General features: G+C 62.2%; 22 protein-coding genes and 1 tRNA gene. 10 read left to right on the top strand and 13 right to left on the bottom strand.

The window, feature by feature from the left end; all coding sequences use genetic code 11:
• Positions 1–21: 21 nt before the first annotated feature.
• A complete protein-coding gene (locus AAFP29_RS16460) occupies positions 22–1044 on the top strand; it encodes an enoyl-CoA hydratase/isomerase family protein (protein WP_419218470.1) in 1023 nt (340 codons plus the stop codon).
• A 9-nt stretch (positions 1045–1053) separates the two neighbouring features.
• Here AAFP29_RS16460 and AAFP29_RS16455 read toward each other — a convergent pair whose 3' ends face one another.
• The 4 genes from AAFP29_RS16455 to AAFP29_RS16440 form a co-directional block, all read right to left on the bottom strand.
• Complete coding sequence (locus AAFP29_RS16455) at positions 1054–1908, bottom strand: hypothetical protein (protein ID WP_419218469.1); 855 nt, start codon at positions 1906–1908, stop codon at positions 1054–1056.
• A 2-nt stretch (positions 1909–1910) separates the two neighbouring features.
• The gene (locus AAFP29_RS16450) at positions 1911–3542 is read right to left on the bottom strand and encodes a peptide chain release factor 3 (RefSeq protein WP_419218468.1); all 1632 of its coding nucleotides are present in this window, start codon (positions 3540–3542) and stop codon (positions 1911–1913) included.
• A 28-nt stretch (positions 3543–3570) separates the two neighbouring features.
• Positions 3571–4590, bottom strand: coding sequence for a beta-ketoacyl-ACP synthase III (locus AAFP29_RS16445; protein WP_419218467.1), 1020 nt, complete (start codon positions 4588–4590; stop codon positions 3571–3573).
• 79 nt (positions 4591–4669) lie between these two features.
• A complete protein-coding gene (locus AAFP29_RS16440; protein ID WP_419218466.1) occupies positions 4670–5203 on the bottom strand; it encodes a hypothetical protein in 534 nt (177 codons plus the stop codon).
• A gap of 86 nt (positions 5204–5289) precedes the next feature.
• On the opposite strand from AAFP29_RS16440, the gene AAFP29_RS16435 reads away from it, so the two are divergent.
• The 3 genes from AAFP29_RS16435 (at position 5290) to AAFP29_RS16425 (ending at position 7928) form a co-directional block, all read left to right on the top strand.
• Complete coding sequence (locus AAFP29_RS16435; RefSeq protein WP_419218465.1) at positions 5290–5940, top strand: PadR family transcriptional regulator; 651 nt, start codon at positions 5290–5292, stop codon at positions 5938–5940.
• A 210-nt stretch (positions 5941–6150) separates the two neighbouring features.
• The gene (locus AAFP29_RS16430) at positions 6151–7170 is read left to right on the top strand and encodes an ATP-binding cassette domain-containing protein (RefSeq protein WP_419218759.1); all 1020 of its coding nucleotides are present in this window, start codon (positions 6151–6153) and stop codon (positions 7168–7170) included.
• Entirely contained in the window at positions 7167–7928 is a 762-nt protein-coding gene (locus tag AAFP29_RS16425) for an ABC transporter permease (RefSeq protein WP_419218464.1), read from the top strand. Before AAFP29_RS16430 ends, AAFP29_RS16425 begins: the two co-directional genes overlap by 4 nt.
• Positions 7929–8012: 84 nt before the next feature.
• Here AAFP29_RS16425 and AAFP29_RS16420 read toward each other — a convergent pair whose 3' ends face one another.
• Genes AAFP29_RS16420 through AAFP29_RS16410 form a run of 3 tightly spaced genes read right to left on the bottom strand, consistent with a single transcriptional unit; the run spans position 8013 to position 10318 of the window.
• Entirely contained in the window at positions 8013–9071 is a 1059-nt protein-coding gene (locus AAFP29_RS16420; RefSeq protein WP_419218463.1) for a beta-ketoacyl-ACP synthase 3, read from the bottom strand.
• A gap of 41 nt (positions 9072–9112) precedes the next feature.
• Positions 9113–9679, bottom strand: coding sequence for an aminoacyl-tRNA hydrolase (gene pth / locus AAFP29_RS16415; RefSeq protein ID WP_419218462.1), 567 nt, complete (start codon positions 9677–9679; stop codon positions 9113–9115).
• Positions 9680–9700: 21 nt separating this feature from the next.
• On the bottom strand, positions 9701–10318 hold the full coding sequence (locus AAFP29_RS16410) for a 50S ribosomal protein L25/general stress protein Ctc (protein WP_419218461.1): 618 nt from the start codon (positions 10316–10318) through the stop codon (positions 9701–9703).
• A gap of 216 nt (positions 10319–10534) precedes the next feature.
• Between AAFP29_RS16410 and AAFP29_RS16405 the strand changes: the two genes are divergently transcribed.
• A complete protein-coding gene (locus tag AAFP29_RS16405; protein WP_419218460.1) occupies positions 10535–10963 on the top strand; it encodes a limonene-1,2-epoxide hydrolase family protein in 429 nt (142 codons plus the stop codon).
• A gap of 70 nt (positions 10964–11033) precedes the next feature.
• Here the strand turns inward: AAFP29_RS16405 and arsC are convergent, their stop codons facing one another.
• Positions 11034–11375: an arsenate reductase (glutaredoxin) gene (gene arsC / locus AAFP29_RS16400; protein ID WP_419218459.1), complete on the bottom strand. Its 342-nt coding sequence runs from the start codon at positions 11373–11375 to the stop codon at positions 11034–11036.
• A 41-nt stretch (positions 11376–11416) separates the two neighbouring features.
• Between arsC and AAFP29_RS16395 the strand changes: the two genes are divergently transcribed.
• Positions 11417–11977, top strand: coding sequence for a hypothetical protein (locus AAFP29_RS16395; RefSeq protein WP_419218458.1), 561 nt, complete (start codon positions 11417–11419; stop codon positions 11975–11977).
• 49 nt (positions 11978–12026) lie between these two features.
• Here AAFP29_RS16395 and AAFP29_RS16390 read toward each other — a convergent pair whose 3' ends face one another.
• Together AAFP29_RS16390 and glmU are read right to left on the bottom strand one after the other, a co-directional pair.
• The gene (locus AAFP29_RS16390) at positions 12027–13004 is read right to left on the bottom strand and encodes a ribose-phosphate diphosphokinase (protein WP_419218457.1); all 978 of its coding nucleotides are present in this window, start codon (positions 13002–13004) and stop codon (positions 12027–12029) included.
• 43 nt (positions 13005–13047) lie between these two features.
• Entirely contained in the window at positions 13048–14532 is a 1485-nt protein-coding gene (gene glmU, locus AAFP29_RS16385) for a bifunctional UDP-N-acetylglucosamine diphosphorylase/glucosamine-1-phosphate N-acetyltransferase GlmU (protein ID WP_419218456.1), read from the bottom strand.
• Between the two features lie 209 nt (positions 14533–14741).
• On the opposite strand from glmU, the gene AAFP29_RS16380 reads away from it, so the two are divergent.
• Positions 14742–15497, top strand: coding sequence for an SDR family oxidoreductase (locus AAFP29_RS16380; protein WP_419218455.1), 756 nt, complete (start codon positions 14742–14744; stop codon positions 15495–15497).
• A 65-nt stretch (positions 15498–15562) separates the two neighbouring features.
• On the opposite strand, the gene AAFP29_RS16375 is transcribed toward AAFP29_RS16380, so the two are convergent.
• The gene (locus AAFP29_RS16375) at positions 15563–16975 is read right to left on the bottom strand and encodes a DUF222 domain-containing protein (protein ID WP_419218454.1); all 1413 of its coding nucleotides are present in this window, start codon (positions 16973–16975) and stop codon (positions 15563–15565) included.
• 266 nt (positions 16976–17241) lie between these two features.
• Between AAFP29_RS16375 and AAFP29_RS16370 the strand changes: the two genes are divergently transcribed.
• Positions 17242–17313: transfer RNA gene (locus AAFP29_RS16370), tRNA-Gln, on the top strand.
• Between the two features lie 24 nt (positions 17314–17337).
• On the opposite strand, the gene AAFP29_RS16365 is transcribed toward AAFP29_RS16370, so the two are convergent.
• Positions 17338–18108, bottom strand: coding sequence for a potassium channel family protein (locus AAFP29_RS16365; RefSeq protein ID WP_419218453.1), 771 nt, complete (start codon positions 18106–18108; stop codon positions 17338–17340).
• A gap of 110 nt (positions 18109–18218) precedes the next feature.
• Here AAFP29_RS16365 and murJ point away from each other — a divergent pair, with 110 nt between their 5' ends.
• Positions 18219–19820 carry a murein biosynthesis integral membrane protein MurJ gene (gene murJ, locus AAFP29_RS16360; protein WP_419218452.1) on the top strand — a complete coding sequence of 534 codons (1602 nt, stop codon included), beginning with the start codon at positions 18219–18221 and terminating at the stop codon, positions 19818–19820.
• A 16-nt stretch (positions 19821–19836) separates the two neighbouring features.
• On the opposite strand, the gene AAFP29_RS16355 is transcribed toward murJ, so the two are convergent.
• On the bottom strand, positions 19837–20475 hold the full coding sequence (locus AAFP29_RS16355; RefSeq protein WP_419218451.1) for a TetR/AcrR family transcriptional regulator: 639 nt from the start codon (positions 20473–20475) through the stop codon (positions 19837–19839).
• A 331-nt stretch (positions 20476–20806) separates the two neighbouring features.
• On the opposite strand from AAFP29_RS16355, the gene AAFP29_RS16350 reads away from it, so the two are divergent.
• A complete protein-coding gene (locus tag AAFP29_RS16350; protein WP_419218450.1) occupies positions 20807–21664 on the top strand; it encodes an MlaE family ABC transporter permease in 858 nt (285 codons plus the stop codon).

Below are 21664 nucleotides of genomic sequence, written 5' to 3'. Positions count from 1 at the left end.
ACACGCACTAATGTTCGGTGCATGTCGTACATCCGTAGCGCAGTTGCCAACGGCGTTGGCGAAATTATCCTCGATCGCCCCAAAGCCCTCAACGCCCTGGATCAATCGATGGTCGAGGATATCTACGAGGTGCTCGTAGCCTGGGGCGACGACGATTCAGTTCGTACTGTCCTGGTCAGTTCGGCGTCGGACCGCGCCTTTTGTGCCGGCGGTGATATCAGGGCGATCCGCGAGGCTGCGGTGGCCGGTGACCACACCGCAATCACCGACTATTTCAGTGCGGAGTATCGGCTCGATCAACTGATCGCGAACTACCCCAAGCCGTATGTCACCCTCATCGATGGCGCCGCGATGGGCGGCGGGCTGGGAATCAGCGTTCACGGCGAGATCCGTGTCGTGACTGAGCGGGCGCTCATCGCGATGCCCGAGACGGCCATCGGATTCTTCCCCGATATCGGCTCGACATATTTCCTGCCCCGACTGCCGGAGGGAGTCGGAAACTGGTTGGGGCTCACCGGAGCACGAGTGTCCGGGGCGCAGGCCCTGCAAGTCGGCCTTGCCACGCACGCGGTCCACTCAGACGACCTTCCCGACGTGGCTACGGCACTGCGATCGGGTGCGCCGCTGATCGAAGCGCTTGGCGGACTTAGTGTTCCAGCCGCTGATTCACTGCCGCTTGACAAGGTCGCGGAGTATTTCGTCGGCGACAGCGCGGCCGGTATCGTCGGCGGATTGCGCGGAGCGGCCGGTCCCGACGATGGCGCGACCGAGGAGAACTGGGCGTCGCAAATGCTCGACCTGCTCCACGCGGCATCGCCGACGAGCCTCGCGGTCACCACTGCATTGATAGCAGCCGGTGCGCAGTCAACGCTGGATGAGTGTTTCGATCGCGAACTCCGTGCGGCGCAAGAGATTACCGCGACCCCCGATTTCGCTGAGGGGGTCCGTGCGGTCCTCGTGGACAAAGATCGCAGGCCAGCTTTCGTGCCGGCCACCCTGGATGAAGTTGACGCAGCGACAGTGGCCCGCATCGTCGGCGAGTGAACGTCCGCGCTATTTGGTGACGCTGAACCAGCCTGACAGGCTCGCCGTCTGCGGTGCGGTTGTGGTCCGAGGGGGTGTCGATGGCGTCGGCCCACCCGGTGCGGGCGTGGTGGTCATCGACTCGTCGGAGTCGTATGCGACGTCGTCGGACGGTTCGAACGGATTGGCCTCTGACGTTGTCGCAGTGGGACATTGGAAGAAACCTGCGGCGCGGGCCGAGGACATCGCGGTAATCTTGAGCGAACACTGCGTCGCCTGAAAATACTTGCCGTCGACCGAAAGCCCGACCTGCGCGTTGATAGGCGTGACCAGCGGTGGGACGACGCGTTTCGCGCCGCCGGCGGGTGGCGGACTGCCGCCGGTGAGGTCGCCGACGAAGAATGACACCTGCGCACCAACGTCGTCCGGCCCTTTGAAACTGAAGAGCAACGAATCTGGCGGGACCGATGGGTCGCCGTTACCCCAGCGCGAGAAGCCGAAACACTGCGACTTCGGCGCGGCGGGTGTGCTGGAGGGGGTCGGACTCGACGTTGCTGGTGGTTTAGGGCCACCCGGCGGAGCGGGCGCTGCGGGGGGCGGAGCCACCGGGGTCGGTGCGGGTGTCGCAGTGGTGGGCGACAACGAAATTCGGATATCGCCGGTGCCGAAATTCAGATTCATTCCGGACCGGTCGATATGGCCACTGGGTGGCATCCGCTGGCATTCGTCATTGGCCACGACGGCGGATTGAGCTGTATTCGCCTTCGACGTTGGCGTCTCGCTCGGGGGGACCGGATCAGTCCCGCACGCCATCGCGAACACCCCGGCGACACCGATCAATGCGGCGGCGCGGATCGGCGATCGCGTGCGACTGCGTAGATTCATCCTCAATCCGCCGTAGCCACAAGGGGTTCAAGTGTCAGGTCGGGAAGTTCCTTCTCGACGTAGGCCAGCCGCCACTTGTCGCTGAACAGGGCCAAAATGGCACCGTCGGTGCGAGTGAAGACTTCAACCCCGCGCTGACGGTCGAGGCTCGCGCGACTTTCCTCGTCGGTGCGACGGGCCAGTGAATAGCCAAGTGGCTCAATGGTGGTATCCACACCGAACTCGGATTTCATCCGAGCCGTCACCACCTCGAACTGCATCGGGCCGACGGCAGCGAGTACCGGCGATGCATCGCCGCGGGTGTCGTTGCGCAACACCTGCACGACGCCTTCGGAGTCGAGTTGATCCATCGCTTTGCGGAACTGCTTGTACTTACCGGCGCTGTTGGCGCGAAGCGTCGAAAAGTGTTCCGGCGCAAAGGAAGGGATCGGCGGGAACTGCACGCGAGGAGCGTCGAACAGGGTGTCGCCGGGGGCGAGGGCCATCGCGTTGACCAGTCCCACGACGTCACCAGGATAAGCGGTGTCCACGGTCGAGCGGTCCCGGCCGAAAACCGCCTGAGCGTACTTGGTAGCGAACGGCTTTCCAGTCTGCGCGTGAGTGACGACCATGCCGCGTTCGAACTCGCCGGAAACGATTCGCATATACGCCAACCGATCTCGGTGGCTGGAATCCATACCTGCCTGCACCTTGAACACCACCGCGCTGAACGGTTCAGTCACCTCGCGGACGGTGTCGTCTATGTCGGCCCGGCCGGCCGGGGCCGGAGCGAGTTCGACCAGAGCCTCGAGGAGTTGGCGCACACCGAAATTCAACATCGCCGAGGTGAAGATCATCGGCGATGTTTCGCCGGCCAGGAACATCTCCTGATCGTGATCCTGACCCATCTCGGAGAGCAGTTCGCTCTCCTCCAGAGCGGAGGTCCACTCGTCTCCTTCGCGGGCGACAGCCGCATCTGCGTCGAGAATCTCCTCCGGGGCGATCTTGGCGCCACCGGCGGTACGGCTGAACCGCACGTACTCGCCGGTGCGGCGGTCGAGCAGGCCGCGGAAGTCGCCCGCGATGCCCACCGGCACGAACAGCGGAGTCGGGGTGAGGCCGATCCGATCGGTGATCTCGTCGATCAACTCCAGCGGTGTACGGCCCGGCCGGTCCCACTTGTTGACCACGGTGATCACCGGAATCCCACGGTGGCGGCAGACCTGGAACAGTTTGAGAGTTTGCGGCTCAAGACCTTTCGCGGCGTCGATCAACATGACTGCCGCATCGACCGCGGTCAGCACCCGATAGGTGTCTTCGGAGAAGTCGGCGTGACCCGGCGTGTCGACCAAGTTGACGACATGCGGATTGTCCGGGTCGTCGGCTGGGGTCGTCGGGGACTGCGAGGCGGTGTAGTTGAACTGCAGCGCCGTCGAACTCACCGAGATGCCGCGCGCCTTCTCCATCTCCATCCAGTCCGAGACGGTCGATTTGCGCCCGGCCTTGCCGTGTACGGCGCCGGCCTCACTGATCATGCGTGCGTGAAGGGCCAGCGCCTCGGTCATCGTCGACTTACCGGCGTCGGGGTGGGAGATGATCGCGAAAGTGCGCCGACGACTGACCTCGCGGGCAACGGTGTCGGGGCTGAAAGTCACCTAGCCAGGGTAGTCGGTGCGCCGGGAGTCACTCGAAGGGGACGGGCGGCATCTTCACGACCTGCGCCGCGTAACTCAATCCGGCGCCGTAGCCGAGCAGTAGTGCGGTGTCGCCGGGCTTGGCCTTGCCGGTTGACAGTAGGTCTTCCATCGCCAGGGGGATCGATGCTGCGGAGGTATTGCCGGTGTACTCGATGTCGTTGGCGACGACGGTGCCTTCTTTGAGTTTCAGGCCGCGAGCCAGCAATTCGTTGATCCGCGAGTTTGCCTGGTGCGGAACGAAGACGTCGAGTTCTTCGGCGCCGATCTTGGCGGCGTCGAGCGCGCGTTGCGCGGCTTTACCCATTTCGAATGCGGCCCAGCGGAAGACGCTGGTGCCTTCCATGCGCAGGTAGGGGCGCTTGAGGTGATCATCGCCGTCGAGGAAGGTGATCCAGTCGATGTCTTGGCGGATCGCGTTGAACTGTGTTCCGTCCGAACCCCAGATGACCGGACCGAGCTGTTGCTCCTCGGTTGGTCCCACGACGACCGCGCCGGCTCCATCGCCGAAGATGAAACAGTTGCCGCGATCGTTCATATCCATCGTCACCGACAGTTGCTCGGCGCCGATGACGAGTACATGCGTCGCACTGCCGCCGCGGACCATATCCGATGCGAGGGCCATCGCGTAACCGAAACCAGCACAGCCGACGGTGACGTCGAAGGCGGGGACGCCGTTGGCGCCGAGGTCGGTGGCGACCTTAACCGCTGCGGCGGGAGTCAGCAGTAGGTGCGTGTTGGTAGCAACGATGACGGCGTCGATATCCGAGCCCGACAGCAGGGCATTCGCAATGGCCTTGCGGCCGGCATCGACTGACATCTCCATGACGCTCTCGTCACGGCGGGCGAAACGGCGAGTCTTGATACCGGTGCGCGTGTAGATCCACTCGTCGGAGGAGTCGATGTTCTCGCAGATCTCGTCGTTGGTGACGACCCGTTCGGGGCGATACGCGCCGATACCGAGGATGCCGATGTTGCGTATTCCGTTGGTCTCCGCAAGGACAGTCATGGGGTTCCTTTACGTCATGGCATGCCGGTAACGGCGTGCTAGTTATGTCGGGTTACATAACCGTCTCATACGAACCAAGTTACGCGGAAGTAGGTTGGGGCGGAAACTTCGGTCGTCGACGCCCGTTGCGGACCGCGGTGAGGATGATCAGCACGAACCCGCCGACTACCAGTAGTAATCCGACGAGCGGCCCCGCGATCAGCGCGGCTTTCGCTCCCGTCCCCATTCGGGGACCTATCCCGAATGTTGCGAATGAATCGTTGCTCTGGCAGGTCAAAAGATAGGTGCCGGGCGTCGGAGTCGGCAAAACGTAGGCGCCATACCACCGGTTGATCTGCAGTGATCCTGGATATTGGCGCAACTCGAGCTGCTCGCCCGTGGCGTCGGTAAGGGTGCAACGGTAACGGGCTGTTTCCGAATCGACATAGACGAGTTTCGGCTCGTTCTCGAGCAGTTCGACCATCGTCGAACCGGTGAAGGTCACGGTCGGCCCCTCGAACAGCGACGCGAGTCCGATGACCAACCCGACAGCACTGCTGATCACGCCGAGCGCGATAAGTATCGCGCCGATCCAGTAGCCACCTCGTGCGGGCTTGGGCAGAGCTTCAGTCATTCGTGTCCTCTTCTTTTTGATGAGAGTAGCGGTACGGAGACGGCTTCTATCGAAGTCGAATGACAACGCGCCTAGGCTTGGCACCCATGGCCGTCTCGACAACTCACATGCTGTTGCTCGGCGCGGTTGGCCTATTCGAACCCGTCAACGGCTATCAAATCCGTCGAGAACTGATGTCGTGGCGGGTCGATGAATGGGCCAATATCAAGCCGGGGTCGATCTACCACGGCCTGGGTGCGCTGGCGGATAAGGGAATGTTGTTGCGGCACACGCTCTCTGACCGTGGTCGCGATGTCGCGGTCTACGAATTGACGCCGGCTGGCCGGGATCGGCTCGACGAGTTGCTCATGTCCGCACTGGCTACCGTCGACATGTTCGACCGGCGTCATTTCAACGCCGCATTCGGCATGCTGCCGCTACTCGGTCGGGAGCGTGGCGAGAAGATGCTGGTACAGCGACGGGAAGCGTTGACCGCGACCATTGCCGCGTTTCCGGATCTCAGTGACGCTGCCGCCTTCCCGTACGCACCGCCTCACGCGCTGCGCGGTCAGCAACTGTGGCACGCCGCGGCGATTGCCGAGCTTGACTGGCTGGAGTCGGTGATCGACGACTATCGCAGCGGCTCGCTTGAATTGTTCATCAACGACACCGGGGCGAGTTGGGCGCCGCCCGCCGATGATCCCGGGTATCAGATGTCTCGGGACAGAGAGCGGTACCGGCGCCTGCTCGACCGATGAATTCGGTGCGCCGAGGTGGTCTGTCATGTGTCCAAACTCGACGTCGAGTGGATGAATTGAGTTGACACTTGTCCGCGAACCCGGCAAACTCGACGCGCAAACTATTCAAATTTGAATACTTGGAATTCGACGACAGCTCCGGACGGAATCTGACCGGAATCTGCGGCAGGGTGGGTCGCGGACCAAGGGAGGCAGGCGAAATCGATGGAAATGATTCAAGCACGAGGTCTCGTGCAGACGTTTTACACCGGCAGAGGCAAGCAAAAACGGGAAGTGCGCGCGGTCGACGGGGTTGACCTCGACGTCGCGGAAGGCGAGGTCGTGGGTTTCCTCGGGCCAAACGGTGCGGGAAAGACCACGACACTGCGCATGCTCACGACACTGTTGCGACCAACGGCCGGGACGGCGACGGTCAACGGCTACGACGTCGTGCATGACTCGGTCAAGGTGCGACGCAGCATCGGGTACGTGTCACAGGCCGGCGGCACATTCAGTCAGGCGCAGGCCGGCGACGAGGTCGTCGACCACGGGATGCTCTACGGAATGTCGCGCCGCGCCGCGGTCACCCGCGGTCATGAGCTATTCGCCCAGTTGCAGCTCGACGGACTGTGGGAGCGGATGCCCAAGAATATGTCGGGCGGTCAGAAGCGTCGTCTCGACATCGTCATGGGGCTCATCCACGATCCGACGCTGGTATTTCTCGACGAGCCGACCACCGGGCTCGACCCGCAGGCTCGGGCGAATCTCTGGGATCACATCGCAAAACTTCGTACCGAACGCGGTGCCACCGTGTTCCTCACGACGCATTACCTCGACGAGGCTGACGCGTTGAGCGATCGAATCATCATCATCGACAATGGCACCATTGTCGCCGCCGACACCGCGGAAAACCTCAAGGCTCAGGTATCCGGCGATTTGGTCAGTCTCGAAGTCGCGACCACCGAGCAGGTTGCGATCGCGTCCAAGCGACTGGGCGTGATCGCCAGCGACGTCGAGACCGACGCGCGGCATGTGCGCGGCCGAGTCCGCGGGGCCGGTCGGGAGATCCCCGGACTACTGCGCGCCCTCGAATCCGACGGCGTCGCACTGGATTCCATCGAAATCGTAAAGCCGACACTCGACGATGTCTTTCTGACACTCACCGGACGTTCGCTGCGCGACGCCGAATCCGGGCAATCCGGCGATTCGGAATCAGCTCCGACCCTGACGAAAGAAGTTGTCTCGCAATGACATTCGTTCGCGAATCGACCATCGTTTTTCGCCGCCAGATTCGGATGAACCTGCGCAATCCCGCGTGGGTGCTGATCGGGATCATGCAGCCGGTGCTGTATCTGGTGTTATTTGGGCCGCTACTGAAACCACTCGTGGCGCAATTTCCGGGCGGGGCGGACAACGCCTACACCTTCCTAGTGCCCGGACTGTTGGTGCAACTGGGCATCTTTGGCGCGTTTTTCGCCGGCTTTGGCTTGATCGGGGAGTGGCGCGAGGGCGTCATCGAGGCCGAGCGGGTTACGCCGGCTAGCCGTACGGCACTGTTGATGGGCCGCCTGATGCGCGATGAATTGCAGCTGCTGGTGCAGGCCATCATTCTGGTGTTGCTCGGTCTACTGATGGGGATGCGCGGGTCATTCGTCGGCATCGTCGTGGGCATCGTGATCACTTTGCTGATCGGTGGGGCGTGCGCCGCGGCGTCGAATGCGCTGGCGTTGACCACCAAGAGCGAAGATGTCATGGCGCCGTTGATCAATATGGTGATGATGCCGGTACTGCTGTTGTCGGGCATCCTGTTGCCGATGACTCTCGGGCCGGACTGGCTCAAGAGGGTCAGCGATTTCATGCCGTTCCGCTGGGTAGTCGATGCCGCGCGGTCGGCCTTCGGTGGCGACGTGTGGACCGCAACAGTCGCATGGGGTCTACTGGCGTCGGTGATCTTGGCGGCGCTCGGAACCTGGTGGGGGACAAGCGTCTTCCGCAAGGAGAACGCGTAGGGCTACTGCTGAAACTGTCCCCGTAGGGCGAGCAGGCGGTGATATAGCGCGCCTGTGTCGCCCACGGGACAGTTCTAGCAGTGACTAGTCCAAACTGCTGATCTTGGGGGCGGGTGGCAACGTCACAACCGCGCCGGCGTAACTCAGTCCGGCTCCGAAACCGAGTAACAGTGCGGTCTGGCCGCCCTTCGCCTTACCGGTCACCAGCATCTCTTCCATTGCCAGCGGGATCGACGCGGCGGAAGTGTTACCGGTGTTCTCGATGTCGTTCGCGACCGGAATGTCGTCGGCGAGGCCGAGATTCTTCGCCATCAACTCGTTGATCCGGGCATTCGCCTGGTGCGGCACAAAGACCTCGATTTCCGACTTGTCGATGCCGGACAGTTCGATCACATTCCCAAGGGCCTTCGGCAATGTGATTGCCGCCCAGCGGAATACCCGTGGACCCTCCATATTCACCACCATCCGACCGACCGGATCGATTGTGGCGTCACGGTTTTGGTACTCCTGCGCGCGATCCATATATTCGGGGATGTCGTAGTTCTGTGAGATGGCTTCGGAATTCTCGCCGTCCGAGCCCCATACGGTCGGCGAAATCCCGTTGACCTCACTGGGGCCGATGACCACGGCGCCCGCACCGTCGCCGAAGATGAAGGCGGTATTGCGATCGGTCGGGTCCATCACGACCGACATCGTTTCGACGCCGACCAGCAGGACGTATTCCGCGCTGCCTGATCGGACGGTGTCGGCGGCGATGCCCAGTCCATAGCCGAAGCCGCCGCAGCCCGCGGCGATGTCGTAGGCGGGGATACCGTTGATGCCGAGGTCGTACGCGACGACCGGAGCGCCATGTGGAATCTTGGTCTTCCAGCTACCCGTTGCGAGGATCAGTGCGCCGATGTGTTGGCGATCGACTCCCGAGTTGGCGATGGCACGCTCGGCTGCCGCGACTGCCATCGTGCGGGCGGACTCGTCGCCGCTGATCCACCTGCGGTTACGGATACCGCTGCGTTCGAAGATCCACTCGTCGGTGGAGTCGAGGACCTCGCAGACCTCATCGTTGGAAACCAGTCGCTTCGGTCGGTAGGCGCCGATACCCAGCATGGCGACGTTTGTGTGTCCGACGGTGGTAGCAAGTGGCATGTGGTGATCCTCGGTGTCTAAAGGGGCTCGGGGCGGCCTGTCTACCAGGCGTGCACGGTGTTCTGAGCGTCGTTGAGAGTTTGCGTCACCAATAGTTCAGCGGCGTCGCGGCCATTCGTGATCAGCAGCTCGACCTCGGCTTGTGCCGCCGGAGGGAACGGTTTCAACACGAAGTCGGCTGGATCCTGGCGTCCGGGGGGACGTCCGATACCGAGCCGCACGCGTTGATAGTCGCGGGTGCCGAGGACGGTCGATATCGAGCGCAAACCGTTATGCCCACCTTCGCCGCCACCCTGTTTGAGACGCACTAGGCCGAAGTCGATATCGAGTTCGTCGTGGACCACGACGACATCGGCTGGCGCGATCGAATAGAACTTGGCCAGTGGGCCGATCTGATTGCCCGCTTCGTTCATGAAGGTGCGATTGCGTGCGACCAGAACCGATTGTCCGGCGATGCTCACCGTGGCGACATCGGCACCGGAACGCTTGTGCACCTTATAGTTCTGCGCAGCCGAACGGACCAGGCTGTCGGCGACCATCGCGCCGACGTTATGCCTGGTCCGTTCGTAGCGTGAACCTGGATTGCCAAGTCCGACAATCAGTTTCATCGAATGGTGAGAGTTGGCCGACTATTCCGCCGCGTCGCCCTCGGTAGCTGCCTCGTCCGAGGCGGCTTCCTCGTCGGTGTCGCCTTCGTCGGCGGCCTGAGCCTCGTTGACGGCGACGATCAGGGTCTCCGGGTCGGCGACCAGCGACACGCCCTCGGGTAGGGTGAGTTCGGAGGCGTGGATCGAGGTGCCAGCACCGGCACCCTCGACCGACACGGTGATCTGCTCAGGGATCGACAGTGCGTCGGCCTCGATCTCGATGTAGCTGGCGTCCTGGGTGACCAAGGTGCCGCTGAGAGATTCGCCTTCGATGACGACCGGGATCTCGATGGTGATCTTCTCGCCGCGCTTGACGATCAGAAGGTCGGCGTGCTGGATGAAGTTGCGGATCGGGTGGATGTCGATCTGCTTGGTGAGTGCCAGCTGGCTACGACCTTCGATCGACAGCTCGATAACGACGTTGGTGCCGCTGTTACGCAGGATCGCCGCGAAGTCGTTGTTTGGGAGGTACAGGTGCTCAGGCGTGGTGCCGTGGCCGTACAGGACGGCGGGGACGTTGCCGGCGCGACGTGCGCGACGTGCGGCGCCCTTACCGGTTTCGGTACGCGTGGTGACTGCGAGCTGGGGGGCGGTTGCCATGATGTCTTCTCCTCGTAATGGCTGGCGGTTCGGTCCGCGGTGAGGGAGACAGATCAGTCGACGTACGCGCTGACGGCGCATACCGAATACTGAGCCGCGCCGATAACGGTGACCTGGTGGTTCACCCTCGCCGAGACAACGCTGGTCAGAATAGTCGATCAGTGGGTGTGCGGGCAATTCGTGTTGCCTCGGCGAGAACGGGATACCGTGAGGCGCATGACATCAATCGCACCGCTCGAACTAGTCACCGAACATTTCCTGGATCGTCTCGCCGGCCTCGACGTCAATGACGCGCTGGGCGCTATCGACGACGACATCGTCTACACCAACGTCGGGTTTCCCACGGTGCGCGGCAAGAAGCGCTTCTCAGCGGTGATGCGCAACCTGAACACGAGCTGGCTGCATTTCGACTATCGGATGCTCAACGCCGCTGCGCACGACAATGTCGTCCTGACCGAGCGGATCGACGAACTCACGATCGGCCGATTGCGCCTGCAATTCTGGGTCTGCGGTCGGTTCGAGGTTCGCGAGGGTCGAATCGTGGTGTGGCGGGACTACTTCGATGTCTTCGACGGCACCAAAGCGTTGGTGCGCGGCGTCGTCGCGCTGGTCCTGCCGAAGACTCTGCCGCCGCTGAACCGCTGAGAAAGGTCCCTTCGCGCTGCCAGAGGTCTATCTGGCGTCTGCCTTCGTCAGGGGACAGATTTCCGCCGGGCTACAGCACCTCGTCGACGTTCTCGATGGGCCGAGCGAGCCGGGCGCCCTTTGCGGTGACCACAAATGGGCGCTCCACAAGCACCGGATTGGCCACCATCGCGTCCAGGATCTTGTCCTCCGACGCTTCGGCGAGATTGAGTTCCTTGTAGAGCGGTTCGCGCTTTCGGGCCGCTTGCGACGCGGTCAGCCCGGCGTCGGCGAATAGCTGAACCAACTGATCGCGAGTCCAGCCCTCATCGAGGTATTTCACGACGGTCGGCTCGACGCCCGCGGCGCGCAGGTGGTCGAGAGTTTTGCGCGAGGTTGAGCAGCGGGGGTTGTGATAGATGGTTGCGTCCACGATCGGTGATCTTACTTGCGGCCGACGGGTACGGTCGGAGGATGTTGAGGTGGGTGGCGCTACTCGGGGCACTGCTTGTTGTGTTCGTCGGAATTGTTACGGGAGAAGGCCGCGCATGTGCGTGTAGTTGCGTCTCAAGCGCTCCCGAGGATGCCGTTCGGCATGCCGATGCGATTGTCGTCGGTACGCCGGTGGCACGCGTCGAGGGGCCGGACTACAACGCCTACTTCACTGTCGAAATCGCCCACAGTTTCAAACGTGCTGTCGCTCAGCGAATTACCGTGGAGAGTGCGGCTTCGAGTTCAGCCTGCGGAGTCGATATGCCCATCGGGCGCCAACGTGTCATCGTCCTGACCGATAGCGGCGTTGGCAGCGGCCAGCCCAAATGGACAGCTAGCCTTTGCGGCAATCTCGATCCCGAAGCCACTGTCGCCTTGGCGGGCGACCGCTTTGACGCGCTGTCAGAGTCGCAGGTCCGTGAGCCTCCGGATATTCCAGCATCGAATGGCAAGATAATTGCGCTTACCAGTATCGGCGCGCTGGCGCTGCTGACAGTTGGAATCGTCGGCGTTGTGCTCGTCCGGCGACGTCGAGCCGCATAGACAAAACGGCCCGCACCGAACCGGTGCGGGCCGTTCCGGTACTTACGAGCTACGCGCTGCCATCGAAAAGGCTTGTGACCGAACCATTTTCGAACACTTCGCGGATGGTCTGCGCAAGCAGTGGCGCGATGGTGAGGACAGTCAGGTTGGCGAAGCGCTTCTCAGTCGGAATCGGCAGCGTGTCGGTCGCGATGACTTCCTTCGCACCACTGTTGGCGAGACGCTCGGCAGCCGGGTCGGAGAATACGCCGTGCGTGGTAGCGATGATGACCTCGCCGGCACCGGCATCCTTGAGGACCTTCACGGCGCCGGCGATGGTGCCGCCGGTGTCGATCATGTCGTCGATCAGGACGCAGGTGAGGCCTTCGACGTCGCCGACGACGCGGTTGGATTTGACCTGATTGGGGACCAGCGGGTCGCGTGTCTTGTGGATGAAGGCCAGCGGTGCGCCGTTGAGGGCATCGGCCCATTTCTCGGCGACGCGGACGCGACCGGAGTCGGGGGAGACCACACAGATGTTGTCGGTGCCGTAGTGCTCACGGACGTAGTCGGCGAGTTGGCCCTGTGCGTGCATATGGTCGACCGGACCGTCGAAGAAGCCCTGAATCTGGTCGGTGTGCAGGTCGACGGTGATGATGCGGTCGGCGCCAGCGGTTTTGAGCAGGTCGGCGACGAGGCGGGCCGAGATGGGCTCACGGCCGCGGTGCTTCTTGTCCTGGCGCGCGTAGGGGTAGAACGGGAGGATCGCTGTGATGCGCTTGGCCGACCCGCGTTTGAGCGCGTCGATCATGATGAGCTGTTCCATTAGCCACTTGTTCAGTGGGGCGGGATGGCTCTGCAGTACGAAGGCATCCGAGCCGCGAACCGACTCCTCGAACCGGACGAAGATCTCGCCGTTGGCGAAGTCACGCGCGGTTTGCGGGGTGACCTTGACGCCGAGTTCGTCGGCGACGGCGTCGGCCAACTCGGGATGGGCGCGGCCAGAGAACAGCATCAGGTTCTTCTGGTTGTCGGTGGTCCAGGTCATCTTTCCTCAATCTGGTGTCGAGCGGGCTGAGACGTCATGCGGTTCAGTTCTGGTCTTGCTGGGCGGCTTTGGCTGCGGCCGCGGCTGCGGTGTCGGGTCGTTTGCGAGTAACCCAATTCTCGATATTGCGTTGTGGCCCACCTGAGACCGCCAAAGCGCCCGGTGGGACATCTTGCCGGACAACGGTTCCCGCGCCGGTGTACGCACCATCGCCGATGGTGACCGGAGCGACGAACATATTGTCCGAACCGGTTCTGCAATGCGAACCGATCACGGTTTGATGCTTGTTCACGCCGTCGTAGTTGACGAAGACACTCGACGCTCCGACGTTGCTGTGCTCGCCGATCACCGCGTCCCCAACGTAGGTCAGGTGCGGAATCTTGGTCGAAGCCCCGATCTGCGCGTTCTTCGTCTCGACGAACGCGCCGATCTTACCGCCCGTTCCCAGGTGGGTCCCCGGCCGGAGGTAGGCGAATGGGCCGACCGTTGCGCCGTCGCCGATGATCGCGGAATTGCCGTGGGTGCGGATGACCGATGCGCCTTCACCGACCGTCACGTCAGTCAGGGTGCTGTCGGGGCCGACTATCGCGTCGGTCGCGATGATCGTCTCGCCGTGCAGTTGGGTGCCGGGTTCGATGCGGACGTCTTCGGCGATGGTGACGTCGATGTCGATCCAGGTGGACGTCGGGTCGACGACCGTTACTCCCGCGAGCTGATGGCGTCGGATAATGCGGCGGTTGAGTTCGGCGCCGAGTTCGGCGAGTTGGGCGCGGTCGTTGCAGCCTGCTACGACGGCCGGATCGGAGACGCTGAACGCACGGACGGGGCGGTTCGCTTTCCGGGCGATCTCGACGACGTCGGTGAGGTAGTACTCGCCCTGCACGTTATCGGTGGAAATCTGGGTGAGCGCATCGCGCAGCATGGCGGCGTCGAAGGCGTAGATACCGGCGTTGACCTCGGTGATCGCCCGCTGGAGTTCGGTGGCGTCTTTGTGTTCGACGATCGCTTGTACATCCGAGGTGTCATCGTCGCGGACGATGCGGCCATATCCGGTCGGGTCGTCGGCGGTGAAGCTGGTCAGGGTGACCGCGGCAGTCGGAGCGGTGGTGTGCGCGTCGAGGAGCGAGGTAAGCGTCGGGCCGTCGAGGAGCGGGGCGTCGGCGACGGTGACGAGTACGGTGCCGTCGAAGTCGTCGGGGAGCGCGGTCAATCCGACGCGTGCGGCGTCGCCGGTGCCGCGCGGGAGGTCTTGGTCGGCGATGAGGACGTCGCGGCCGAGTTCGCCGGCGATGTCAGCGATAGCAGCGGTGACGCGATCGCGTTCGTGACTGACCACTGCGACGAGATGTGCGGGTGCGATGCCGTTTGCGCCGTGTAGTGAATGTCCCACCAGGGAGCGACCTGCGATTTCATGCAGGATCTTGGGCGTCTTCGATTTCATCCGGGTGCCCGCGCCTGCGGCGAGCACGATCACCGCGGTTGCCGATGGTGTGGAGCGGTCGTGGTGGTTGCCCTGCCCCGTCGTCATCAATGACCTCCGCGGAAAGTTGTGGTTGCGCTGGCTGGCGTGTGTCTTGTGGACACATGCGCCGGTGGCGATCCTACGCAGGTCACTCGGTACAACCCAACTCGCGAGTAACCCGACCTGCCGATACATGGTGATCTGAGCGAGTGCTAAGAACGACTGGGAACCCAATCATTCATCGTGACCAAAGTCGAAATGAGGATTTGAACGAGATGACCGCACAGAAAGTTGCCATCGTTACCGGTGCCGCGCGAGGAATCGGCGCGGCTGTCGCCAAGCGTCTATCCGCGGATGGTCTGGCCGTCGCCGTACTGGACCTGAGTGCTGAGTCGTGCGCTGACACGGTCGCCGCGATCACTGATGCGGGTGGTAAGGCCATCGCTGTCGGTGCCGACGTATCGGACGAAGCGTCGGTCGCAGCAGCGGTGGAGAAGGTCGCCGCCGAACTCGGCGGGCCGACTGTCCTGATCAACAATGCGGGCATCATCCGCGACAACATGCTGTTCAAGATGAGCGTCGATGATTGGGACGCGGTCATGGGAGTGCACCTGCGCGGTGCGTTTTTGATGAGCAAGGCGTGTCAGAAGCATATGGTCGACGCCGGCTGGGGTCGTATCGTCAACCTCTCGTCGACGTCGGCGTTGGGTAACCGCGGCCAGGCGAACTACTCGGCCGCCAAGGCCGGTATGCAGGGATTCACTAAGACCCTTGCCATCGAGCTGGGCAAGTTCGGGGTGACCGCGAATGCGATCGCGCCGGGATTCATTGAGACCGAGATGACTGCGGCGACCGCAGCTCGGATGGGCGTCGAATTCGAGGAGTTCAAGAAGTTCAGCGCTGCACAGATTCCAGTGAATCGTGTTGGCGCGCCGGAGGATATCGCGCATACCGCTTCGTTCTTCGCGAGTGAGGGTGCGGGCTTCGTGTCGGGCCAGGTTGTTTACGTAGCTGGCGGTCCGAAGGACTAAACGCCAGTCTCACGACTCGATGGGGCCTGGCCGTGTGTACGCACGGCCAGGCCCCATTTGTCGATCTAGTGTCGCACCAACTGTCTGCCGAAAAAGAGATCCGAATGTTGGGAGCGTGCTACGTCGGCGACGGTTAGGTGCGCTTCGATGATCGAGTGACGATAGTTGCCTGGCGGCTCGGGAGGTCTGTCTGGCGGTCTGGTGACGTTGAGGTAGGCGTGATGAACGGTGTTGACGTGCAGCGAATGGTTGGTGCCAGTGGGACGCCAACCGACGCGTCCGGCATCGGTCACGGTGGTCTCCCACTGTCCCGGGCGGCGCCCGACGCTGCGGTTGTGTTTGCCGCAGGCGGCGCCGAGATGGTCGATGTCGGTGGCCCCGCCGTCAGCCCAGTCGGGCATGTGGTGAGCTTCGGTCCGGCTGAAGGGAACATCGCAGCCGGGGGCGGTGCAGCCACGGTCGCGGGCGAACAACGCGAGTCGTTGGGCTTTGCTGGCGAAACGCTTGCCGCGGGCGAGGTAGAGGACTTCGCTGGTGTGGTCCTTGAACACTGCGAGGTGCGAATTTGCGTCAGCGGCCAGATTTAGCAGATCGACAATTGGCAGATGAGTACCGGTCGCGGTGAACGCGAAGCCAGCATGGGCGGCGAGTTCACTCAAAGTGGTGGTGACGACGATTTCGGCCGGCAGTCGATCCGGATGGCCGAGACCGTTGTTGCCGATGACGAAGTCGCATAACGCGACGAGTGCGTCGTGGTTGCGTTGACCTTGCGAACGTAGGTCGCGGTCGCGGGCGGTGTCGAGTTGGTCGGAATTAGTGTCGTCGGCTCCGGTTGGCGAGTTCGGGTCGTCGGGGTTATTCATGCCGGGGGCGGCCCATCGGGTCAAGATGGCTTCGAATTTGGCGCGCAGTTCGGGAGTGAGGGTGGCACGTAGGTTCGACATCAACTGGGTGTCTTGCGGGGTGAGGCTGAGTCCGCGACGGCGTTTGCGGTCTGTGTCGTCGGTTGCTTGCCCGTCGGGATCGAGGTGCGCGACGATGCGATCCCCGGTTCGAGCGGTGTCGTGCGGGGTCAGTTCGCGCGCGGCGTCGGCCAGGATTGTTTCCGCGCGGGTGACGACGTCGGGTGCGATCGCACTGGGGATTTTCGTCATGACCGCTGCGATCACCGATACGTGGTCGGCAGTGATCGCGCCGTCGGCGACTGCGGCTGCGGTGCCCGGCAGCTTCGGGTCGAGCCATTCACCTTGTGCGCTGGTCATCGAAGCCAACGACCGCATCTGAGTCATCCGGCGTCGCGTTTCAGTGGTCCCAAGTCGCAGTCCCTGGCTCAAGAATGGGTAGATGGTGAAATAGCCCTCGGCCCGAAAGGCGCCGCGGTCGGACACTTCTAACGCAGTCCGCGCCGACACGATGACGCTCTTATTGCGTGCCCGCTCGACGGTTTTGAGTAACTCGACGCTGGCTTCGTCGGCCATTTCTGTCAGACACACGGTAGATAATCGGTTCGTGACCGATTCAAGGAGCCGGGCCAACTCAAGTGGCGACTCAGGGAGGTTCGATGCCCCCACCGACTCTTTCGACGTCGATTCCATCATCCCTCCTGGATCGAAGATATATTCGATTATACACTAAAATACCTGACTGGGAACATGATTCGATAGCCAATTTTGCGACGCGAAGCCTCACTGGAAGTTGGTATGCGTTCGACGGTCGGCGTGTGGCACAATCATCTGCGCAGTAATCCGCCATGGTGTAATCGGCAACACTCCTGATTTTGGTTCAGGCATTCTAGGTTCGAGTCCTGGTGGCGGAGCAGCGGTTTACCCGATGGTGGGAGTCAGTTCGGCTCCGCGACCATCGCCTCGGGGGCTACTGGGGGTTCAGGGCTCTTAATCTCCGCTAGCTCGACGCGGAGTCGGCGTATCTCAGCAGTCAAGTCGGCGATCGCGGAGGTTGTTTCGTCTTGCGCCGCTTCGCTGTCTTCGATCGCTTCGACGAGCCAGGATGCGAACATACCCGTGACCACGCCGAGCAGGGCGATGCCGGCAATCATGAGTGTCACCGCAACACATCGACCGGTGACTGTTGTTGGATATCGGTCGCCATACCCGACGGTCGTCATCGTCGTGATCGCCCACCACAAGCCGTCGCCGACGCCGGTGATATTCGAATTCGGTTGTCCGCGTTCGGTGTCGGTGATGGCGAGCGACGCGATGACAAGCACCGTGACCGCCCCGGCCGCGGCGTAGACGACGACACGGCCGCGTAGCGAGCGCGACCCGGCCCGGTTCAAGATCGACAGTACGGCCAGCAATCGCAGGACCCGTAGCGGTCGCAGCATCGGCAAGGTGAGGACGAAGAGGTCGAATAGGTTCTTGCGGACGAATAACCAGCGGTCGGATGCAAGGGCCAATCGGGTGATGTAGTCGACTATGAAAAGCGCCCAAACAACGATGGTGATTGTTGAGCAGGCTTCTCGGAGCTCTGTTGTAAGGTCAGGTTCTATGATCGGTGCGGCGTACGCGATCAGGAAGATGACTGCTGCCCCGAAGAGTGGCCATTCAAAGAGACGTAACCACCGATCAAAACCCGATGACGTGTAATTCATCAGTCGAAAATACTCGGAGCGAGGGCGGCCGAGTGCCTTGAACTGGGAATCTCGCCCAACGCCGCTTCGTGGCTTAACCTCCCATCAGTTTCGACTGCCACACTCGCGAAGTGATTGCTCGCACCGGCTTGGCTGCCTCGGGTGGACAGGTGGCCATCGCGACGCTGATGTCGCGTGCAACCGGATTCCTTCGTACCGTCCTACTTGCCGCAGTTCTCGGTGTTGGTGCCGTCGCCGATGCCTACAACGGTGCGAATGTGTTTCCGAACATGGTTTACTCGCTGTTGCTCGGCGGTGTGCTGTCCAGTGTCGTGGTTCCGATCCTCGCTCGTTCCCGGCTACGAAGTCGCGCCATCGACGACGAGTTTGTTCAGCGATTTCTGAACGTGTCGGTCGTCGTGGCCCTTCTCGTCACTGCTGCGATGGTGGCCGTCGCTCCGTGGCTGGCCGACTTCTTCGTCGGGGCGGGCGCACAGCGTGATTTGACGCGATTGTGGGCGTATTGCTTTCTGCCCCAAGTCTTCTTCTACGCGATAGCTGCCTTGGTGACAGCTGTTCTCAACGTTAGGGCCAGTTTCGGTGCGCCGTCGTGGGCACCGCTGGCGAACAACCTGATCGTCATTGTCACGGTGGGGATCTTTGTCGCGCTGCCCGGCCCGACTGTGCTCTCGCCGTCGTCCATTTCGCCGATGCAAGTACTGGTTCTGGGCGCGGGGACCACCGTTGGCATTGTTGGGCAGGCGGGGTGGTGCCTGGTCATCTTGCGGCGCACCGGGTTTCGATGGCGATGGCGCGTTCGTGTGCTGCCTTATACGATGCGGCCGATCCGGACCGGAGCCAGATTGGCCGGCTGGGTGATCGTGTACGTGATCGCCTCTCAAATCGGGGTTGTAGTGGTCACGCACGTTGCCTTCGACCGTGCGAGTGTGTCGACCTATACATATGCCGACCTGCTGATCGCGCTTCCCTACGGTGTCGTCGCGGTGTCCATCCTGACGGTGCTCACACCGCGTCTAGCAAACGCTGTGTCGCTCGGTCGCCTTGGCCATATTCGCGCCGAACTACGTCTCGGCGGGCGGTACCTCCTGGCGCTATTGATCCCGATCGCGGGTGCACTCGCGGTCCTGGCGCCGACCGCGTCCGTATTGGTCTTCGGTGGCCGGGTCGATGCGACAGACGCGAGTCTGATCGGACAAGCGGTGGCGGCCAGCGCATTTGGCTTGCCCGCCCTCGCTATCGTCATGCTCCAATTGCGTGTGTGCTATTGCGCTGACGAAACACGCACTCCGGCGCTGATCAACGTGCTGATGGTGGCGGTGAAGATTCTGGTGATCTTCATTGGCGTCGCCGTGATTCCTGCAGTTCCAACGGCAGTCCTGCTCTGCGTCAGCGGTTCACTGTCCTATGTGGTGGGTGCGCTCGCCGGTCACTTCGCTCTGCGCCGGCGTTACGGTCTGTTGGGTTTCCGTCGGGTCGCCGAGGCGGCGGCGCGATCGGGGACGGTGACGGCTGTTGCGGCTCTCACCGCGGTCGCGGTGATGATGGGAATCTGTCAATTCTCTTTCGATACAACGGGATTCGCGGGGCGAATCCTGCTGGCAAGCGCGGGAGCGACAGTAGGTGTCGCAGTCTTCACGTACTTGCTGCGGATTATTCGTGTTCCGGAGATTTCGCGAGTAATGGATGTGTGCCGATCGGCCATCCGGCGATAGCCGCCCGACCTCGACGTCACACGGCTTGCTTGGTCTCGTCGACTATGCGATTCATCCACATCCGCATGGTGTCGACCAACATACCTGCGGATTCGTCTTCGTCGACGGTGCCCATCACCCGCATCACCGCGAGACCGGTGCTGGTCGCGGTAATGGCGCGCGCGGCCCGGTCAAGGGTTGCGAAACTCGCTTGGGCTGCTTCGGGAGGCAAATGGTCTTCCACCAGGATTCGCACTGAGCCGAATGTGTTGTTGACCAACTCGACGGTTTTCAAGCGCTGGTCGGGATCGCGGAGGACTGTCAGCCCATACTCGGCGGCCAGCAAGAGCAATGGCGTGTCACTCGACAACTGGCGCCACCAGACCGAAACGGCCTCAAATCGCGCATCGACGTCGTCGTCGGCGGCGGCAAGAGCAATCAGCGCGTGGGTGATCTCGTCGGAGGTGCGTCGGCGGAGCACTTCGAGACAGAGTTCTTCCTTGCTGGAATAGTTGCTGTAGACCGCGCCGATCGTACGGCCAGCCTCGTTCGCGATCGCGGCGATCGACGTTGCGTGGTATCCGTTGGCAAGAAGTAGTGACTCCGCCGCATCGACCAGAGACTCGCGTGTGAGTGCCTGACTCTCGGCACGAGTCAACACTTTTCGACGTGCCACCGAACCTCCTCCGGTGCTGAATCTAGCGGTGCCACAAACAGTCGCATAGTGACAGTACGTGAATGCTACCGTGTGTTCGCTCGGTCATCGCGGCGAGGATGAACCGGGCACAGATGACGTTGATCGGGCCTTTTGTCGGCTCCTTGTCACGTCGGTTCGGCGAGCGACGTTGCTCCACTTAGGCGTTGAGCATCACACTGCCGTGATCGATGTAACTTGCATCACTTCCAATCCATCTCATATGATGCTGCTACGCGGATAGTAGTGTTCTGCGAATTGTGCTCAACGGCTCGGGTTCCGATGTCGGGGACTCGAGGAGGTGTGAAGACAATTGGGTGTACCTGCTGGATACGCCCCACGCGGGTTCGCGTGGTTAAGTCGCGGGTGGCGAGGTACCGAGAGGGCGTTCGCGTATCTCGGGCACTTTCTCTCATTCGTGTACCTCAGCTTTCGATACGCACCGCAGGCGATATGGCGATTCAGGGGGCAGACGGTCCGCACCGTGACCGATCTGACGTGGGGCCGCGGCGCCGTCATCGTCGGCGGCGGAACTGCCCTGGTCATGGCGGTCCTCGGCCTCGCGGCAGGTGCAACCGTCGCGATCATCGCGCACGGGACGCTGAATATGCTTGGCCTGGGATCGGTCGCCGGTTCAGTGTCCTCGTTCGCCATCACCCGCGAATTCGCCCCGCTACTAGCTGCCCTCGGGTTCGCGGTACAAGCGGGCTGCCGCATGACAGCGGAGATCGGCTCAATGCGGATCAGTGAGGAAATCGACGCACTCGAGGTCGTCGGCGTGCATTCGATTTCATTCGTGGTGTCGACGCGCGTCGTCGCCGGCATTTTGACGACAATCCCGACCTTTCTGATCGCCATCATCGCCAGTTACATCAGTAGTGCGATAGTCGTTCGCGTGCGAGGGGAATCCGCTGGGGCCTACCAGCACTATTTTCAGCAGTTCGTGAACTTTCCTGACCTCGCCTATGCAACCGCGAAAGTAGTGATCTTTGTTGTCGCGGTCATCATCATCCACTGCTACAAAGGCTTCTTCGCCGCCGGTGGGCCCGAGGGAGTCGGCGTCGCATCGGGTCGCGCGATTCGTGCCAGTCTTGTCGCGGTGGTCGGCCTCGACTTGATCCTCACGGTGGCATTCTGGGGTATCAACTCACCGTTCGTTTTCCGGGGTTGA

Source organism: Gordonia sp. CPCC 205333, assembly GCF_048537885.1.
Taxonomy (GTDB): domain Bacteria; phylum Actinomycetota; class Actinomycetes; order Mycobacteriales; family Mycobacteriaceae; genus Gordonia.
This window is presented reverse-complemented; position numbering and strand designations above follow the sequence as displayed.

What these genes read in the sequence shown, in the direction of transcription:
- AAFP29_RS16460 (WP_419218470.1), top strand. Translation starts at nt 22, where the DNA reads ATGTCGTACATCCGTAGCGCAGTTGCCAACGGCGTTGGCGAAATTATC.
- AAFP29_RS16455 (WP_419218469.1), bottom strand. Translation starts at nt 1,908, where the DNA reads ATGAATCTACGCAGTCGCACGCGATCGCCGATCCGCGCCGCCGCATTG.
- AAFP29_RS16445 (WP_419218467.1), bottom strand. Translation starts at nt 4,590, where the DNA reads ATGACTGTCCTTGCGGAGACCAACGGAATACGCAACATCGGCATCCTC.
- AAFP29_RS16440 (WP_419218466.1), bottom strand. Translation starts at nt 5,203, where the DNA reads ATGACTGAAGCTCTGCCCAAGCCCGCACGAGGTGGCTACTGGATCGGC.
- AAFP29_RS16435 (WP_419218465.1), top strand. Translation starts at nt 5,290, where the DNA reads ATGGCCGTCTCGACAACTCACATGCTGTTGCTCGGCGCGGTTGGCCTA.
- AAFP29_RS16430 (WP_419218759.1), top strand. Translation starts at nt 6,151, where the DNA reads ATGATTCAAGCACGAGGTCTCGTGCAGACGTTTTACACCGGCAGAGGC.
- AAFP29_RS16425 (WP_419218464.1), top strand. Translation starts at nt 7,167, where the DNA reads ATGACATTCGTTCGCGAATCGACCATCGTTTTTCGCCGCCAGATTCGG.
- AAFP29_RS16420 (WP_419218463.1), bottom strand. Translation starts at nt 9,071, where the DNA reads ATGCCACTTGCTACCACCGTCGGACACACAAACGTCGCCATGCTGGGT.
- pth (WP_419218462.1), bottom strand. Translation starts at nt 9,679, where the DNA reads ATGAAACTGATTGTCGGACTTGGCAATCCAGGTTCACGCTACGAACGG.
- AAFP29_RS16410 (WP_419218461.1), bottom strand. Translation starts at nt 10,318, where the DNA reads ATGGCAACCGCCCCCCAGCTCGCAGTCACCACGCGTACCGAAACCGGT.
- AAFP29_RS16405 (WP_419218460.1), top strand. Translation starts at nt 10,535, where the DNA reads ATGACATCAATCGCACCGCTCGAACTAGTCACCGAACATTTCCTGGAT.
- AAFP29_RS16395 (WP_419218458.1), top strand. Translation starts at nt 11,417, where the DNA reads ATGTTGAGGTGGGTGGCGCTACTCGGGGCACTGCTTGTTGTGTTCGTC.
- AAFP29_RS16390 (WP_419218457.1), bottom strand. Translation starts at nt 13,004, where the DNA reads ATGACCTGGACCACCGACAACCAGAAGAACCTGATGCTGTTCTCTGGC.
- glmU (WP_419218456.1), bottom strand. Translation starts at nt 14,532, where the DNA reads ATGACGACGGGGCAGGGCAACCACCACGACCGCTCCACACCATCGGCA.
- AAFP29_RS16380 (WP_419218455.1), top strand. Translation starts at nt 14,742, where the DNA reads ATGACCGCACAGAAAGTTGCCATCGTTACCGGTGCCGCGCGAGGAATC.
- AAFP29_RS16375 (WP_419218454.1), bottom strand. Translation starts at nt 16,975, where the DNA reads ATGGCCGACGAAGCCAGCGTCGAGTTACTCAAAACCGTCGAGCGGGCA.
- AAFP29_RS16365 (WP_419218453.1), bottom strand. Translation starts at nt 18,108, where the DNA reads ATGAATTACACGTCATCGGGTTTTGATCGGTGGTTACGTCTCTTTGAA.